Raw genomic sequence first — 15,692 nt, forward strand, 5'->3', positions numbered from 1 at the left:
GCAGCTGCATCGTCGGATACATGCACGTCAGCAAGCAAAGTAGACAAATTGAAGAATCTGTTCACCGATTTCGTTGACATGGCAATCGCCGGGCTGTTCTATGGCGGGGTGACCTACGACACGATCATCCGCAATGGCCGATGGTTCGACGGCACCGGCGCTCCGTCGGCCATCCGCAACCTCGGAATCCACTCGGGTCGTGTGGTGGCGGTCAGCCCCGACGATCTCGACGCGACCGGCTGTCCGCAGATCATCGACGCCACGGGTAAGTGGGTCCTGCCCGGCATGCTCGACATCCACACCCACTACGACGTGGAAGTGCTCAACGGTCCCGCCCTCGCCGAGTCGCTGCGGCACGGCGTGACCACGGTGATGCTCGGGTCCTGCTCGCTGTCGACGGTGCACGTCGATGCCAGCGACGCCGGTGACATCTTCGGCCGGGTCGAGGCGATCCCCCGTGACCACGTGATCGCCGCGGTCAAGGAGCACAAGACCTGGTCGAACTGCGAGCAATACATCCAGGCGCTGGAATCCCGGCCGCTCGGTCCCAACGTCGCGGCGTTCATCGGTCACTCCGACATGCGCGCGGCGACCATGGGACTCGACCGCGCCACGCGTAAGGACCAGCGCCCCACCAAGGCCGAGCAAGCTCAGATGGAGCGTTGGCTGTCCGATGCGCTGGAAGCCGGCTTCGTCGGAATGTCCTCGCAGCAGCTGCTTTTCGACAAGCTCGACGGTGACGTGTGCCGCTCGAGGACCCTGCCGTCGACCTACGCCAAACCACGCGAGCTGCGTCGGTTGAAGGCGTTGCTGCGACGCGCAGGCCGGGTTCTGCAGTCCGGCCCCGACATCGAGAACCCGCTCAACCTCGGCTCGCAGCTGGCGCAGTCGCTGGGCCTCATCCGCAATCCGCTCAAAACCAGCTTGTTGTCGGCCGCGGATGTGAAATCGAACCCGTACAGCATCCACGCGCTCGGTCCGGCCGCCCGGCTGGTCAACAGGCTGGGCGGCAACTTCCGTTGGCAGCATCTGCCGGTCCCGTTCGAGGTCTACGCCGACGGTATCGATCTGGTGGTCTTCGAGGAGTTCGGCGCCGGTGCGGCGGCGCTGCATCTGCGCGACGAGGTCGAGCGCAACGAGCTCATGCGCGACGCGGCCTACCGGCGCCGGTTCCGCAAGGAGTACGAGAGCAAGCTCGGTATCCGGGTGTGGCAGCGCGACTTCTTCGACGCCGAGATCGTCGCCTGTCCGGACGCGTCGATCGTCGGTAAGTCCTTCGGACAGGTCGGTCAGGATCGCGGCGGCGTGCATCCCGTCGACGCCTTCCTCGACCTGGTGCTCGAACACGGCACGGCACTGCGTTGGCGCACCACGATTTCCAACCATCGCCCCGAGGTGCTCAAGAAGCTCGCCGCCGATTCCGGCATCCAGATGGGCTTCTCGGATGCCGGCGCGCACCTGCGCAATATGGCGTTTTACAACATGGGTCTGCGGCTGCTGCGCCACGTATACAGTGCCGAACGCTCCGGCAAGCCGTTCATGACGGTCGAACACGCGGTGCACCGGCTCACCGGTGAGCTGGCCGACTGGTATCGCCTGGACGCCGGGCACCTGCGTATCGGCGACCGCGCCGACGTCGTGATCGTCGACCCCGCGCACCTCGACGACTCGCTCGACGGCTACGCAGAAGAGCGGGTCGAGCACTACGGCGGGCTGTCGCGAATGGTCAACCGCAACGACGACACCGTCTCGGGTGTATTCGTCGGCGGTCGCGCGGTCTTCCTCGACGGCAGGCCGACCGATCTCGTCGGCAAGCGGCGGACCGGACGGTTCCTGCGCGCCGCGCACAAGGCGCCCGCGCTCGTCGAGCAGGAAGGTGAATTGGCCAGTGTCGGTTGAGGATACGGTTTTGGGCATGTGGAAGGCGCTGTCGGCGCGCGACTGGGAGGCGGTCAAGACTTTTCTGTCTGACGACTGCATCTACCTTGACGTGCCCGTAGGTCCGGCGGCCGCTGCTCGTGGACCGGAAGACATCGTCAAGCGGCTCAAGATCGGGTTGGAGCCGTTGGCCTCCTACGAGAACTTCACGGGGTTGCTGGTCGACAACGGTGTGGATGTCATGTACGAGCATTCCGAGGAATGGCATTGGGCCACCGGTGAATCGGCCGTGCTGAAATTCGTCAGCGTGCATCGCGTCGAGGACGGCAAAATCACGTTGTGGAAGGACTACTGGGACATGGGGGCGCTGGCCAATAGTGCGCCGGCTACGTGGATGGAAGACTTCGCCAACTCCGACATGTCATGGGTGTTCGACGCGACCGGGCTGGTCTGAGAAGTCCCACTGAAGCTACCTTCGGAGCGATTTCCGGTTAGCACGCCGACGGATATCCGCGAGGAGCGATGTCCTTGGCCACGGGCGCCGACGATGATCTATTGGGATCAACCCTCGGTATGAAACAGTCGGGGGATGCAGCGCGCGGCGGCCCTCATCCCGGCCGAAACGCGGACCGTCCTCAGGCTCGGATCCGGCTTGTGGGCGGCTCGGCGTGGATTCGATCCACGATGGATTTCCACCGGCGCGGAGGCCGAGACGGGAGAGACGCACCGCGTCGTCTGTGCTGCCCGGTCACCCACGACAGAGCTGGTTGAGAAGCGCGGGCGCAGACCAGGATTGACGGATAGTGGGAGTCGACGGTACGGCTGGCCGAGGCTACCGACGATGCCAACGACCCGCTACCCTTACTCACAGTTGCGCGTGCAGCGATCGCACGTGAATCACACGCTGGCGCTGCTTCCCGGACGGAGACATCGCTACGAGGGGCTGACCATCGGCGCGGGTGCGCAAACAGCGCCGCCCGCGCTCCGCCCAGTCGGAAGGCTGATATGGAACTCCATCCCTTCCCCACCATGGCGATCATCTTGGCGATCGCCACCGCCGCGGGCCTGCTTGCTACGCGCCTGCGCCAGCCACTCATCGTCGCGTTCATCGCGGTCGGCATCGCGGTCGGACCGGTCGGAACCGGGTGGGTGTCCGCCGACGGCACGATCGAGCTGCTGTCCAGGCTGGGCATCGCGATCCTGCTGTTCCTCGTCGGGTTGCGCCTCGATCTGCACATGATCCGCCATACCGGGCCCGTGGCCGTCGCAACGGGTCTGGGACAGGTGGTTTTCACATCGGTCATCGGGTACTTCATCGCCCTGGCCCTGGGCATGGACAGCGTGACCGCGATATACATCGCGGTGGCCCTGACCTTCTCGTCGACGATCATCATCGTCAAGTTGTTGTCGGACAAACGTGAACTCGAGCAGCTGCACGGCCGCATAGCGGTCGGCTTCCTGATAGTCCAGGACATCGTCGTCGTCCTGGTGATGATTGCGCTCACCGCCTTCGGGCAGGACACCGGGGATAACCTGGCCACCGGGATCGGGCTCGTCCTACTGAAGGGCGCCGCCTTGCTCGTCGGCACTTGGCTGATGATGCGCTACATCCTTCCGCTCCTGTTGCCGCAGATCGCGCGGTCGCAGGAACTACTGGTGCTCTTCGGCGTGTCCTACGCCGTGTCCGTCGCAGCGCTGAGCGAGTGGCTGGGATTCAGCTCCGAGGTGGGTGCCTTCCTCGCCGGAGTGTCGCTGGCTGGCACACCGTTTCGTGATGCGTTGGGTGCCCGATTGGTCAGCCTGCGCGATTTCCTGTTGCTGTTCTTCTTCCTCGATCTCGGTTCCCGGCTCGAATTCACCGACGCCGCACGGCAGGTGAGCGACGCAATCGTGTTCTCGGCGTTCGTGTTGATCGGAAACCCGCTGATCGTCGTGGCGATCATGGCTCTCATGCGCTACCCGGCGCGGGTGGGTTTTCTGGCTGGACTCACCGTGGCGCAGATATCGGAGTTCTCGCTGATCCTCGCGGCACTTGGGCTGAACCTCGGGCACATCACGAACTCAACCGTCAGCCTGATCACGGTAGTCGGGTTGATCACCATCGGTGGGTCGACGTACATGATCATGTACTCGCACCAACTTTATGACCGGCTGCGCAAGTTGCTGTCGGTGTTCGAACGCAAGGACGCGCGCTCGCCGCAGAGCCACGACGACGATGAAGATTTCGACGTCGTCCTGTTCGGACTGGGCCGATTCGGCAGTCACCTGGCCGATCGGCTGGGTGGTGCCGGGCACCGCGTGCTCGGCGTCGACTTCGATCCACACGGGGTCAAGATGCATCACCGCCGGGGCGTCACGACCTTCTTCGGCAGCGCGGAGGACATCCATTTGCTCGAGGCGCTGCCCCTGGATCGGGCGAAGTACGTCATCAGCGCCATCCCTGACCTCCAGACGAATGTGGCGCTGCTACATGGTCTTCGCCATCACGAATTCACCGGCACCGTCGCATTGACGGCGCATACCCGCCACGACGCCGAGCAACTTCGCGCCGCCGGCGCGGACATCGTCCTCGAGCCGTTCTCGTCCGCGGCTCACACGACGTCGACCACACTGCACGACCTCCTCGCCGCCGACGACGACGCGACACGGCGTGACAGCGAAGGTGAGGGCTCCCGCGAGGCCTGATCCGGGATCAGTCCAGGCGGTATACCCGCCGGGCGTTGCCGCGCGCGATGAGATCGACGACCCGGACCGCATCCCGTTCGCACCAATCGCCTGCATCGACGAAATCTTCGAGCACCCTCGACATTCCGCGTCGCCAGAGTCGGGCTCCGAGGTAGTGGAGTTCGGCCGGGCCGAACCCGTCGGATGAATAGAGGATCTTGCGGAACGGCGCCATCTCCAACAGGCGTGCGATGAAGCCGGGCGCATTCGCCCCGAGATGGTTGATCGTGAGCCCACCGTCGAGGTACACGTTGTTGAAAGCCTGTGCCAGATAACCGGCTTGGCGTTCGTACGGGTAGCAGTGCAACAGCATGATCGGGGTGTCGCCGCTGCCTCGCAGGAATTCCAGCAGGTATAGCGGATCGGCAGTGCGCAGATCGCAGTCGCGGTCGCCGAACCCGACGTGAAACTGTAGCGGCTTGCCGATCCGCAGCGCCTGGTGCAGGCCGAACCGCAGCAACACCCGGTCGGTCAGGCGCCCTCCCCCGCTGTCACGCCAGCGTGCGGCGGCCTCGGCCACCTGAGCGCGAGACGGTTCGGACAGGTCACCGGCGAAGCCACCGCGGTAGGCCAGAATCGACTTGGTCGCGACCGCCTTCGCGGTCCGCTCCTCGAGGAGAACCTCGAAGGTGGCGGCGTAGTCCCCCGGAACCTTCACCGCCTCTTCGGCTACCGATTCGAGCCGAACGATCTCGTGGACGGCGCCGACCCCCAGGCCGGAGAGCCCGCCGAGATCGGAAACGTCGGCGGCGAACCCGGTGTCCACCAGCCAGTGCGACACGTTCGCGGCCGACAGGAACAGCCGCGCCAGGTCGGCTTCGGTGTAGTCGCTGCGCCGCGCCCAGTAAACGTCGGCGTCCGCGTGCCGTCGCGCACCGAGAATCGGGGCGCAATGCGACCGCACCGCGAATCCCAACTGGGTGTCGAAGGCCGAGTCGAAGGCGCCCAGCGGCTCGGTGTTCGCTTCGTTGAGCCCGTTCTCGAAGCGCGGTCTTTCCTGGGCCTGCAGCCAACAACCATGCGTGTGATGATCGATCAATGGCACGGTGTCGACGTGCTCGCGCAGCGCAGAACTCATACGCTCCAGGCCAACCGGAATTTGTCCGCCGTCTCCTGCACGCTGAGGTCACCGTAGTTCTTCTGCTCGTAGCGCCGCACAGCGACCACGGAATCGACCACCGCGTCACCGAGGATCGTCCGCATCAGTGAGGACTTGTCGAGCGCGTCGAGTGCTGCGGACTGCTTTTCGCGAAGCAGTGCGATGCCGGCCTGCCGGCGTTGAGCCTCGGTCAGGGTCGCGGGGTCGACCGTCGTCTCGGGTCCCAGTGGCAGTTTGCGCTCGATCCCGTCGAGCGCGAGCCCCAAGATGGTGGCGGTCGCGAGGTACGGGTTTGCCGATGGGTCAATGACTTTCACTTCGATGTTGGCGCCGTACGGATTGCTCGGTCCGCCGGCGAGGTATCGCACCGAGGCTTCCCGGTTCTCGGTACCCCAGCAGACGTATGCACCCGCCCAGTTTCCGGGCTGCATCCGCTGGCTGGACACCACCGATCCGGCCAGCACCCCCTGGGCCTCCGGCAGCCCGGCGACCAGCCCGGCGATCGCCGACTCGCCGTCGGCGGCCATCCCGTTACTGCCCGTTCCGTCGGAGAATAGCGGCGTGTCACCACGCTTGAGCGAGAAGTGTTGATGTGCACCGGATCCCACGCCACCAGCGAACGGCACCGGCGACAGGCTCACCCGCATCCCGTACTGCCGCGCGACCCGCCCGACAATGATGCGCATGAGCACCAGCGCATCGGCCGCCGCGACCGGTGGCTGCGGGGCCAGTGAGATCTCGAACTGATTCGCCCCGTACTCGGGGTGGAACTGTTCGATGGCGACCCCGGATGCGGTCGCTGCGTTGGTGACGTCGCGCACGAAACCCTCGAACTCCAACACGCCCGCCAAGCCGTACTGCGCCCACAGATGCGATGGCAGACGGCTGCCGTCGGGACCGACCAGCACGAACTCCATCTCATGGCCGACGACGGCGCTGATGCCCGCATCCGAAAGCCTGTCTGCCACCCGCTGAAGCGCCCCCCGGCTGCAGTACGGGTCCGGGGAGCCGTCCTCGTTGTAGAAACACCCTGGCGCCCAGGCCAATCCGTCGCCGAGGATGCGCAGTGCACCCAGGTCGATGCGGACCCGCTGATCACCGACCGGAGTGATCGCGTCGCCGAAGACGATGCCGGCCTGATCAATCGCGAAGACGTGCCAAACGGGACTGGCGCCCAGGCCCGGGTCGGCGAACGTGCCCATCCGCCGCAGCGGCACCGTCTTGGCGTGTGTCAGCCCCGCTGGGTTGACGACCGTACCGATCAGGGTTACGACCCCGTCGGCCTCGAGTTGGGCGATCGCCGCGGCCGCGAGGGGTTTGGCTGCCACTGGATTCACGACAGCCATTGTGCGCGGACTCGGTGTGTCTTACAGCGTGATCTTGCAGCTTTGGCCGATGTCGAGCGTGCGCAGCATGCGGCCCATGCCCAGCCACATCGCGCACGACAGCGCCAGATCGGTGAGCAATTCGTCGGAGAAGTGCTCGCGGCAGCGCTGCCAGAAGTCCTCGTCGTCGCGCAGGCCGGTGTGGTCGCTGGCGAACCGTTCGGCGAACTCTGCGGCGATCCGCTCCTGCGCGGTGTAGCCCGGCCAGGTTCGCCATTCGTGGGCGTGGTCGTAGAGGTCCTCGTCGACACCGGCCGCCAGACCTTCGGAGTCACGGGTGTTCTGGCACACCACGCATTCGTTGTCCAGAGCGATGACCATGCGCGCCAGTTCGCGAACCCGCATCGGCAGCCGGTTCTTCGTGTAAACCGCATTGGTGAAGCCGGCCATCGCGATGCCGATATCCGGCGACGTCGTCACCCAGGCGGCAGCGTCATCGTCGGCGAAATCCCCAATTCGACTCATGGCCGCATCGTACGCTCGCCGCGGTCGAATTGGAACGCGTTCTAGTTTCGGGAGCCTGGACAGTCAGCCGGTGGTGACCAGCTGGGCGCGGTCGTCGGTCCAGTCGCGCTGCAGAAGCATTCGGTGCGCAATGCGCTCCAGTGCGGCCTCGACCTGGAACCGGTCCGGGCGCCCCTCGAAGGACGGCGAGGTGCCCAATTTCTCGACGATGCGGCCCACGATCGCCGTCGAGATGGCGTCGACCTGCCGGATCCCGTTTTGCGTCAGCCAGAGCCGTCCGTCGGTGCGAAGCGCCAGGCCGCGTCGCAAGAGATCGTCGAACGTCGGCTCGATGATCTCTTGCGGCACCCGGAGTCGTTCGGCGATGTCGGTCAGCGTCGCCGAGCCGAATACCTGGTTCTGCCGGTAGATCTGAAGCAGCGCCCACATCTGGCTGACGTCGAGGTCGCATCCGGGTTCCCGGGCCAGGCTGCGCAGCCGGATCTCCGGCGAGTCGCGGAACAGCCGGCCGACGGCCACTTCGAGAATCTTCTCGGGCGATTCGGTGCTCGGCATGCCGAAACCTTCACCCAGGTCCGAGGCCGACACCGTCTCGACCTCCCGCAGTTGAACTTCCTTGAGGAACAGCGAGATGACGAAGCCTACGACCGCGACGGGCACCGCGAACAGGAACACGCGACCCAGCGAGTCGGCATATGCGTCGACGATCGGCGCGGCCATCTGCGAGCTCAGCGTGTGAAGCAGCTGCGGTGACTCCGCTGCGCGCGGCGGTGCACCGCTGGCGGCCAGCGCGGGCCCGATGCGGTCCGCGAGGAAGTTTGCGAACAAGCTGCCGAAAATCGCTGCGCCGAAAGAACTTCCGATGGTCCGAAAGAAGGTGACCCCCGAGGTGGCCACGCCGAGGTCGCTGAAGCTCGAGGTGTTCTGCACGACGAGGACGAGCACCTGCATGCACAGGCCGATCCCGGTGCCGAGGATGAACAGATACAGCGACTGCTGCCAGGTCGGCGTCGCAGCATCCATACCCGACAGCAACAGGAACGCAACCGCCATGGTCGCGGTGCCAAGGATCGGGAAGATCCGGTATCTGCCGGTGCGCCCGACGATCTGGCCGCTTCCGATGGAGGTGATCAGCATGCCCGCCACCATGGGCAGCGTGCGCAGACCCGACGTCGTCGCCGAGACGCCGTTGACGAACTGCATGAAGGTCGGCAGGAACGTCAACGCCCCCAGCATCGCGAACCCCACGATGAACCCGAGGATGCAGCACACGGAGAACACCGGGCTGGCGAACAACCGGATCGGCAGGATCGGTTCGGCGGTGTGAAGCTCCACCCACACGAAGACGACCAGGGCCGCAACCGAGCCCACGAACAACGCGATGATGGGTGCCGAGGACCACGGATAAGTGCTGCCGCCCCAACTCGTGGCCAACGTCAGCCCGGAGGCGCCCAGTCCGACGAATACGATGCCCGCATAGTCAATGACGGCCTTGCCGGATTTGGCCAGCGGCGGGATGGCCACCGCCACGACGGCGAGCACCACCAGCGCGACCGGCACGTTGATCCAGAACGCCCACCGCCAGGTGAGGTGGTCGGTGAAGAATCCGCCGAGAAGCGGTCCGATCACGGTGGTGACACCGAACACCGCGCCAAGGGCACCCTGGTAGCGACCGCGATCGCGCAGCGGGATGACCTCACCGATCAACGCCATCGCGGTGACCATGATGGCGCCACCGCCGACGCCCTGCAGAGCCCGGGAGGCGACGAGCATGGTCATCGAACCGGCCATCCCGCACAGCACCGAACCGGCCAAGAAGAACAGAACGGCGGCGGCGAAGACGTTCTTGCGGCCGAACAGGTCGCCGAGCTTGCCGACGACGGCCGTGACGATGGTGGACGCCAGCAGGTAGCTCGTCACCACCCACGACTGGTGGCCCGCGCCGCCGAGGTCGGCGACCACTGTCGGCAGTGCGGTCGCCACGATCGTCTGGTCCAGTGCGGCCAGCAGCATCCCGAGCAGCACCGCGACGAAGATGGCGTTGCGGCGCCGCGGGCCGATCTCAGTGCCGCCGGCAGCGGGATCGGCGGCCGATGTCCTGGCGTGACTCGTCACTGCTTCCCTTCCGATGCGAACCCTTCAGCCATATCGTTAGAAAGGCTATGAAAGTTACGCACCGGGTGAGAATTGCCGCCGCGAGCGTGCACAAAACGCTGTAAAAGCGCGGCGTGTCTTGTGCATACGCGCACGTTCGCGCCACATGGAGGCCCCCATGGAGGCAGTGCGCGGGAGCGGGTGGGTGCGCTACAACGCGGTCGGCGGGCGCGACACACACTGGGCCGCGTAGAGCTCGTCGCCCAGCTTGTCCATCAGTTGCAGCTGCGTCTCGAGGTAGTCGATGTGCTCCTCCTCGTTAGAGAGGATCTTCTCGAGCAGAGTCGCCGAGATCGCGTCGCCCTTCTCGCGGCACATGATGATGCCCGGGCGCAGGCGCTCGAGCACCTCATACTCGATGGCGAGATCGGCCTCGAACTGCTCACGCAGGGTCTGGCCGATCCGCAGCGAGAACAGTCGCTGATAGTTGGGCAGCCCGTCGAGGAGGAGGATTCGGTTGGTGATGTCCTCCGCGTGATTCATTTCTTCGAAGGACTCTTTACGCGTGTATTCGGCGAGTTCGGTGAAGCCCCAATTCGCCTGCATCTTCGAATGCAGGAAATACTGGTTAATGGCCGTCAGTTCGCTCGTCAATTGCTCATTGAGCAGTTTGAGGACGTCCGGATCGCCTTGCATGATCGCTCCTAGGCACTTGAGGGCTGGTCAAGACTCGCTGTCGGTCGTGCACCTTCAACGCTAGTGCAGTTACGCCGCGCAAGCGCGCTTTAAAACCTGCGCAACGCGTGTTTTTGCGTGGATTCTCAACCGCTCCGGCGACTCGAGGCGCAGATCCGGGGCCTAGTCTGGACTGCCTAGGCTAAGTAAGGTTAGACTGCGCTAACCATTGGCGAGGATACGAGCGAGACGGGAAGAATCGATGGGTCAGTTCGATCTGCACTCATTGATTTTGGCGTGCGACTTTCGCGTCGCCGATGTCGAGCGAATGTGGAAATGGCTCAAAAAGCGTCGCGATAATTTGCAATCAATCGGTGCCCATCATGTCGTCGTATATGAGTCGATCTGGGAGCCCAACCGCGTCCTGGTAACAATTGGAATTCGTAATGCGCGGTCGATTCGTGACGTCCTTCGGTCATCGCCGGTTTTCGAGTGGTTCGACATCGCCGGGGTCGATGACATCCCGCCGATCTTCGGTGGCGAAGTGGTCGAGAAGATCGACCTCTACCCGCCCTCGCCCGCAGATCACGTCGGCCGGGTGGTCGTGGGCGTCATGTCGTCGGTCGAGGACGTGTCGGCCCTGATGGTCAAGATCCACGACGGCGTCGAACGCTTCAAGCGCGGCGGGGTGCGCAAGATCTGGGTCTACCGTGCGCTCGACGACGGGCAGGAAGTCATGATCCTGCAGGAGATCGAGGATGAAGCCGCCGCCCGGCAGTGGATCGATCACCCAGACGCGGCGGCGGAGTGGATGACCAGCTCGGGACTGGGTCCGTATCCGAGCCACTTCATCGGTCGGTTCGCCCACCTGATGAGCATCGACGGGCAGGGGTGACGGGGCGCGATGTTTGTCTGCCTGTGTATGGGAATCACCAGCCACGACGTGACCGAATGCGTGGCCAACGGCGCACGCACGTCGAAGCAGGTCGCCGAGGCCTGCGGCGCCGGCGGCGACTGCGGGCGGTGCCGGCGCACCCTGCGGGCGATCATCGCGGCGCACTGCGAAGCCGACGACGCGGCGCCCAGAGCGGTGAATCACTAGCGTCGCGTCACTGGTCGCGTTTGCCGGTGAAGTCGGCCAACGCACTCGCGTTCGCCGCCGCGCCCATCAACACCGCGAAATGTTCGTTCTCCCTTGCCGTCGCGGCGTCGATCCCCTCCCGGGTCGGCTCCGTCATCGTCTGCTTGACCGCCATGAGGCTTGCGATGGGCCGCGAAGCGAGGACTTCGGCGTGCCTGCGTGCCTCGGCCAACAACTCCTCGGGTGGACACACCTTCCAGGCCAGGCCCATCCGGTGCGCCTCGGCCGCGTCCACCCATTCCGACGACATCAGCAGCCATGCGGCGTTCTGCCGACCGATCAGCCGCGGCAACAGATACGACGACGCCGCCTCGGGCGCCACACCCAGGCTCGTGAACGGCGTCTTGAGCCGCGCGTCGGCCGACATGAAAACCAAGTCGGCGTAGCCGAGGATCGTCGCCCCGATGCCGACGCCGACACCGTTGACGGCACAGATCAGCGGTTTTGGGAAATCGGCGAGCGCGTCGATCATCGTGGTGAAGTGGCTGCCCTGTTCGTTGAACGCGGGATCGGTGATCCGCCTGTGCATCTCGTTCAGGTCGTTGCCCGCGCTGAACGCGCGTCCCTCCCCGGTCAGCAGGACGACCGCGACCTCGTCGTCGGCGGCCGCATCCCTCAGCGCGGTCGCGGTCACGAGGTACAACTCTTCGTTGAACGCGTTGAGCACGTCGGGCCGGTTCAGGGTAAGCGTGCGAATCCGGCTGTCATCGGCGATCCGCAGGGTCGTTTCAGCCACCGCAGCAGATTAAGCGTTAGGCGTTGCTGTAGACGCGGGTGGGTGTGACGAGCACGACGGTGCGGCGCTGCTCGGCCATGACGCGGTCGTATTCCGCCCAGTCGTCGTGGGTTCCGCCCGCGGCTTGGAACACCTCCCGCAGGAGCAACCGCAACCTGTCGGGGCCGGTGAGCCACGGTTGAGGATCGTCGGGACCGGCGAGCTCGGCGTTGCCCTCGACGGTCGCCCACTGCCACCCGCGGCGGAAGGTCACCGCCAGTTGCGGGCGCGCACGAAGGTTGGCCAGCTTGACCTTGCCGTAGGTGACGAAACCGAGCGCCGGTGCCCCGGTGTCCGGATGTGTCAGCTTGCCGACGTTGACGAGTGAGGCCTGAATCGTGCCGTCGGCGCGCAACGTCGACACCACGGCTAGCCCGCTCTCGGCCGCGGCCAGCGCGACGGCATCGTCGAGTGTGGTCATGACTCTCCTTGTGCTGCAGGGGGCTTGGCGAATGGCGTCCGGTACACGTAGCGACTGGTCGGGACAGTGTCGACGTTGCGGTTCGCGCCGAATGCCGACGTACTGGCCACCATGCGCTCCATGCGCCTGCGCAACTCGTCGTCGTCGTCCGCGCCGAAGAATGCGTGCAGATCGGAAAGCGCGGCGGAGGGGAACAGCTCCTCGACGATCGCCGAGACCGGCGGTGCCCCCGGCGTGACGGCCCGCACGACGGCGTTCTGCGTGTAGCCGAATGTGGACTGGGTGTCGATGGCCACGGGTGTGTGGTCGATGTGCCAGCGGGTCAACCACGTCGTCTCGTCCAGGTCGGCGGGCCTGCGCAGCAGTGCGACGTTGGCGAATCCCTCCGTCCGCTCCCCCGGCGCGGTGTCCGGCGGAGTCATCGGGACCGATTCGGTGACCAGGTAGGCGGCCACGTCGTCGGCCTCCTGCCGGAGTCTGGCCAGGGCGGCGGTGACCTGTTCGCCGTACGACTGCTGGGTCCAGAGGCTGACCAAACCGACAACCGGCGGATCCAGCGTGGTCAGGGTCATCAGCGAGTCGCGGACCACGCCGTCGCGCACGTTCACCGTCAGACCCGGAATGCCCAGGCTCAGCAGATCCGGGACGAGCTGGTCGTGCAGACGCGCACACCAGGTGTCGTCGGTGTTGGCCCCGCGCAGCGTGATGACGACTTTCTCCACGACGGGAACCTACCGCGTCGCAGCGGTCAGGTCTCCAACCGCTCGCGGATGCCGGCCAGTCGCTGACTCAGCTCGTTCTCGTCGATGACGCCCCGGGCGACCAGCGAGTGCGCCAGCGCCACCAGTTGGCTCTCGGGATAGGGCAACTGGGCGTAGCGCGTCGCCGCCAACACGTCCTCTTCGTCTCGGCGCGCCTTGAAGTCCGGGATATCGGCATCGCACGCCGCCCGGTCGAGCGCGTCGCACAGCCCGTCCAGGCTCGTCTTCCACGGCGGCACAGGATTTTCCACCCCGTACTTCGCCGCCATCCGAGACCAGACCTGATTGCGTTCGACGATCTCTTCGAGGGGAGCGACCGTGGTCTGTTCGATACCGGGATCCGGTGTGCCGCTCATGCTTCCGAGGCCGGATGGACGGCCGGACGGGTGTCGGTGATGACGTTGGTGGTGACACCCGCCTTGGGCAGGGCGACGCCGATCAGACAGTCACGCGTGACGATTTCGGCGAGTTGCTCCTCGGTCCAATCCTCGGTGCCCTCCGGACGCATGGGCATCACCATGAAGCGGTGCTTCTGATTGGAGTCCTGCACGCGAACGGTCACCTCGTCGGGCAGATACAAACCGAACTCCGCCAGCACCTGACGCGGCCAGCGCACCATCCGCCTGCGGTAGTTGGGCGTGCGGTACCACTCCGGTGAGTTGCCCAGGATCGGCCGCGGATAGCAGGAGCACAGCGCGCACACGATCACGTTGTGCACGTCGGGTGTGTCGGCGAGAATTTCGAAAGCCGTGAAGTCGCTCGGTGTTCCGAAGCCGGTCGGCTCCATCCAGTCGACACCGACCTCCTTGCTGGCGGTCATGGGTTCGGCCAGCGCGAGCTCTTTGAACTCGGGATCCAGCCACGCTCTGGCGACCAGCGTGGCCGCCGGCGTCGGCCCGATCTGTTCGGCGAACTCGGTGAAGCGGCGATGCTCCTCGGCAGTGAAGATGCCCTTCTCGATGCACAGTTCGCGCAACGCGATCTCGAGGACCTCGAAGTCGGTGATCTCGTCGACCATCGGCGCCACCGTGCGATCGTGATCGTGACCGTGATCTGTCATGAGGCGGCCTCCAACCAGTGCTCGGGAATCTCGGTTTGTATGACGTCGTCGCCGGTGCCTGTGTAGCCGTGCCACAACTCCGACATGTTGAACCGCACGACGTAGAACCATTCCGGTTTGGCAGGACGGTCCCACGTCTCGTCCTCTGCCGCCGGGCTTTCGTAGGCGACGGTCGCGATCTCGCCGCGTGCGCCGCGTACGTATTCGGGTGTGCGGGTGTAGAAGATCACCGGTAGTTCGCGCACGACCACCGCATCGCCGACCTTGAACTTCGGTTCGTCGGCCTGCCCGGCATAGACCTGTGGGTCGCCTTTGCCCACCGCGTGTTTGTGGTGGGTGTTGCGCTTGACGTCTGCTCCGTCGCCTTCGAACTTCGGCTTGGCCTCCAGCTTCTTGCCTGCCAGCCCACCTTCGTAGCGCGTCTTGACCTCTGCCATCCGCTCACTCAACTCGGTCAGGCCGATGTGGTGCTTCTCGACGAGCACGCGGGCGACGGCCAACAGCCAGCGGCCGTAGTACGGCAGCCCCAGATATTCGGCTCGGCCCACATCGACGTTGCCTATTCGGCGGCGCTCCTCGGAAAGCCAGATGCCCCGCCAGGCCAGCACTTCGCAGATGACATAGGTCATGTGCTCCCAGAGTTCGTACTGCTTGTTCTCGTACTTCATCGGCGCATCCGGTTCCCCGCCGACGTCGTGAACGGGTTTCAGATATGCGGTGATCCGGTTGTGATCGAGCAGATCCGGCGTCGGCGCATCCGGTAGTTCGGGATAGGCTGATTTCAACCGGGCCACCAGATCGAGTTGTGCTGCTCGCTCGGCCGCGGTGCTCATGACGATTCCCTTCGTTGCCCTGGCCGAGCCACCGTCGACGTGCACGGATCAACTCGGTGATTCTCATGAGGCGGGATGCTCGTGATACGGAACCGCGGGCCGGCATCGGTTGTCGATTCGCGCGCGACAGCGATATGCGCCACCGGCACCTCCGATGCTGTCGCCCCACCCGTCGGCTGACTCTAACGCCGAACCCGCGCCGGCGCAGGTGAATCGACGACTTCGATCAGCTCTCGCCGGGAACTGGTTTGTGCTGTGGCACATAAAGTTTGAGGTCCCGCCGCCGGGCTGCGCGGCAGTGGCCGGTTACATCCCCGCAACATCGATAAATTGACGCGTGTGATGTCCCTTCGATGCCGTGCGCAAGGGTCAGAATGAGTA

Annotated in this window: 16 protein-coding genes; 5 read left to right on the forward strand and 11 right to left on the reverse strand. The window is 65.1% G+C overall.

Features of this window, described 5'->3' with window-relative positions; all coding sequences use genetic code 11:
- The first annotated feature begins 78 nt into the window (after positions 1-78).
- The 3 genes from AAHH99_RS24505 (at position 79) to AAHH99_RS24515 (ending at position 4,563) form a co-directional block, all read left to right on the forward strand.
- Entirely contained in the window at positions 79-1,899 is a 1,821-nt protein-coding gene (locus tag AAHH99_RS24505; protein ID WP_418771128.1) for an N-acyl-D-amino-acid deacylase family protein, read from the forward strand.
- Positions 1,900-1,915: 16 nt separating this feature from the next.
- Entirely contained in the window at positions 1,916-2,332 is a 417-nt protein-coding gene (locus AAHH99_RS24510; protein WP_418771033.1) for a nuclear transport factor 2 family protein, read from the forward strand.
- 551 nt (positions 2,333-2,883) lie between these two features.
- A complete protein-coding gene (locus tag AAHH99_RS24515) occupies positions 2,884-4,563 on the forward strand; it encodes a cation:proton antiporter (protein WP_418771034.1) in 1,680 nt (559 codons plus the stop codon).
- 7 nt (positions 4,564-4,570) lie between these two features.
- On the opposite strand, the gene AAHH99_RS24520 is transcribed toward AAHH99_RS24515, so the two are convergent.
- The 5 genes from AAHH99_RS24520 to bfr form a co-directional block, all read right to left on the reverse strand.
- Complete coding sequence (locus tag AAHH99_RS24520; RefSeq protein ID WP_418771035.1) at positions 4,571-5,680, reverse strand: amidohydrolase family protein; 1,110 nt, start codon at positions 5,678-5,680, stop codon at positions 4,571-4,573.
- On the reverse strand, positions 5,677-7,038 hold the full coding sequence (locus AAHH99_RS24525; RefSeq protein ID WP_418771036.1) for a glutamine synthetase: 1,362 nt from the start codon (positions 7,036-7,038) through the stop codon (positions 5,677-5,679). The genes AAHH99_RS24520 and AAHH99_RS24525 overlap by 4 nt, the downstream gene beginning before the upstream one ends.
- Positions 7,039-7,068: 30 nt before the next feature.
- A complete protein-coding gene (locus tag AAHH99_RS24530; protein ID WP_418771037.1) occupies positions 7,069-7,551 on the reverse strand; it encodes a carboxymuconolactone decarboxylase family protein in 483 nt (160 codons plus the stop codon).
- 63 nt (positions 7,552-7,614) lie between these two features.
- Positions 7,615-9,666: a DHA2 family efflux MFS transporter permease subunit gene (locus tag AAHH99_RS24535; RefSeq protein WP_418771038.1), complete on the reverse strand. Its 2,052-nt coding sequence runs from the start codon at positions 9,664-9,666 to the stop codon at positions 7,615-7,617.
- A 189-nt stretch (positions 9,667-9,855) separates the two neighbouring features.
- Positions 9,856-10,341: a bacterioferritin gene (bfr, locus tag AAHH99_RS24540; protein ID WP_064418619.1), complete on the reverse strand. Its 486-nt coding sequence runs from the start codon at positions 10,339-10,341 to the stop codon at positions 9,856-9,858.
- Positions 10,342-10,582: 241 nt separating this feature from the next.
- On the opposite strand from bfr, the gene AAHH99_RS24545 reads away from it, so the two are divergent.
- Together AAHH99_RS24545 and AAHH99_RS24550 are read left to right on the forward strand one after the other, a co-directional pair.
- Entirely contained in the window at positions 10,583-11,215 is a 633-nt protein-coding gene (locus tag AAHH99_RS24545) for a fatty-acid--CoA ligase (RefSeq protein ID WP_418771039.1), read from the forward strand.
- A 9-nt stretch (positions 11,216-11,224) separates the two neighbouring features.
- Positions 11,225-11,422: a (2Fe-2S)-binding protein gene (locus AAHH99_RS24550; protein WP_064393752.1), complete on the forward strand. Its 198-nt coding sequence runs from the start codon at positions 11,225-11,227 to the stop codon at positions 11,420-11,422.
- 7 nt (positions 11,423-11,429) lie between these two features.
- On the opposite strand, the gene AAHH99_RS24555 is transcribed toward AAHH99_RS24550, so the two are convergent.
- The 6 genes from AAHH99_RS24555 to AAHH99_RS24580 are packed head-to-tail and all read right to left on the reverse strand — an operon-like array spanning position 11,430 to position 15,311.
- Positions 11,430-12,197, reverse strand: coding sequence for an enoyl-CoA hydratase/isomerase family protein (locus tag AAHH99_RS24555; protein ID WP_418771040.1), 768 nt, complete (start codon positions 12,195-12,197; stop codon positions 11,430-11,432).
- Positions 12,198-12,213: 16 nt separating this feature from the next.
- Positions 12,214-12,657 carry a TIGR03618 family F420-dependent PPOX class oxidoreductase gene (locus AAHH99_RS24560; protein WP_418771041.1) on the reverse strand — a complete coding sequence of 148 codons (444 nt, stop codon included), beginning with the start codon at positions 12,655-12,657 and terminating at the stop codon, positions 12,214-12,216.
- Entirely contained in the window at positions 12,654-13,379 is a 726-nt protein-coding gene (locus tag AAHH99_RS24565) for a hypothetical protein (RefSeq protein WP_418771042.1), read from the reverse strand. Before AAHH99_RS24565 ends, AAHH99_RS24560 begins: the two co-directional genes overlap by 4 nt.
- 26 nt (positions 13,380-13,405) lie before the next feature.
- A complete protein-coding gene (locus tag AAHH99_RS24570) occupies positions 13,406-13,774 on the reverse strand; it encodes a thiocyanate hydrolase (protein WP_418771043.1) in 369 nt (122 codons plus the stop codon).
- Entirely contained in the window at positions 13,771-14,478 is a 708-nt protein-coding gene (gene scnC, locus AAHH99_RS24575; protein WP_418771044.1) for a thiocyanate hydrolase subunit gamma, read from the reverse strand. Before scnC ends, AAHH99_RS24570 begins: the two co-directional genes overlap by 4 nt.
- The gene (locus AAHH99_RS24580; RefSeq protein ID WP_418771045.1) at positions 14,475-15,311 is read right to left on the reverse strand and encodes an SH3-like domain-containing protein; all 837 of its coding nucleotides are present in this window, start codon (positions 15,309-15,311) and stop codon (positions 14,475-14,477) included. Before AAHH99_RS24580 ends, scnC begins: the two co-directional genes overlap by 4 nt.
- Between the last annotated feature and the right edge of the window lie 381 nt (positions 15,312-15,692).

It is taken from the genome of Mycobacterium neumannii (assembly GCF_048452905.1).
Classification (GTDB): Bacteria; Actinomycetota; Actinomycetes; order Mycobacteriales; family Mycobacteriaceae; genus Mycobacterium; species Mycobacterium neumannii_B.

Bases quoted from the DNA above. Each gene is read 5' to 3' on its own strand.
- AAHH99_RS24505 (WP_418771128.1), top strand. From the start codon at position 79: ATGGCAATCGCCGGGCTGTTCTATGGCGGGGTGACCTACGACACGATC.
- AAHH99_RS24510 (WP_418771033.1), top strand. From the start codon at position 1,916: ATGTGGAAGGCGCTGTCGGCGCGCGACTGGGAGGCGGTCAAGACTTTT.
- AAHH99_RS24515 (WP_418771034.1), top strand. From the start codon at position 2,884: ATGGAACTCCATCCCTTCCCCACCATGGCGATCATCTTGGCGATCGCC.
- AAHH99_RS24520 (WP_418771035.1), bottom strand. From the start codon at position 5,680: ATGAGTTCTGCGCTGCGCGAGCACGTCGACACCGTGCCATTGATCGAT.
- AAHH99_RS24530 (WP_418771037.1), bottom strand. From the start codon at position 7,551: ATGAGTCGAATTGGGGATTTCGCCGACGATGACGCTGCCGCCTGGGTG.
- bfr (WP_064418619.1), bottom strand. From the start codon at position 10,341: ATGCAAGGCGATCCGGACGTCCTCAAACTGCTCAATGAGCAATTGACG.
- AAHH99_RS24545 (WP_418771039.1), top strand. From the start codon at position 10,583: ATGGGTCAGTTCGATCTGCACTCATTGATTTTGGCGTGCGACTTTCGC.
- AAHH99_RS24550 (WP_064393752.1), top strand. From the start codon at position 11,225: ATGTTTGTCTGCCTGTGTATGGGAATCACCAGCCACGACGTGACCGAA.
- AAHH99_RS24560 (WP_418771041.1), bottom strand. From the start codon at position 12,657: ATGACCACACTCGACGATGCCGTCGCGCTGGCCGCGGCCGAGAGCGGG.
- AAHH99_RS24570 (WP_418771043.1), bottom strand. From the start codon at position 13,774: ATGAGCGGCACACCGGATCCCGGTATCGAACAGACCACGGTCGCTCCC.
- scnC (WP_418771044.1), bottom strand. From the start codon at position 14,478: ATGACAGATCACGGTCACGATCACGATCGCACGGTGGCGCCGATGGTC.
- AAHH99_RS24580 (WP_418771045.1), bottom strand. From the start codon at position 15,311: ATGAGCACCGCGGCCGAGCGAGCAGCACAACTCGATCTGGTGGCCCGG.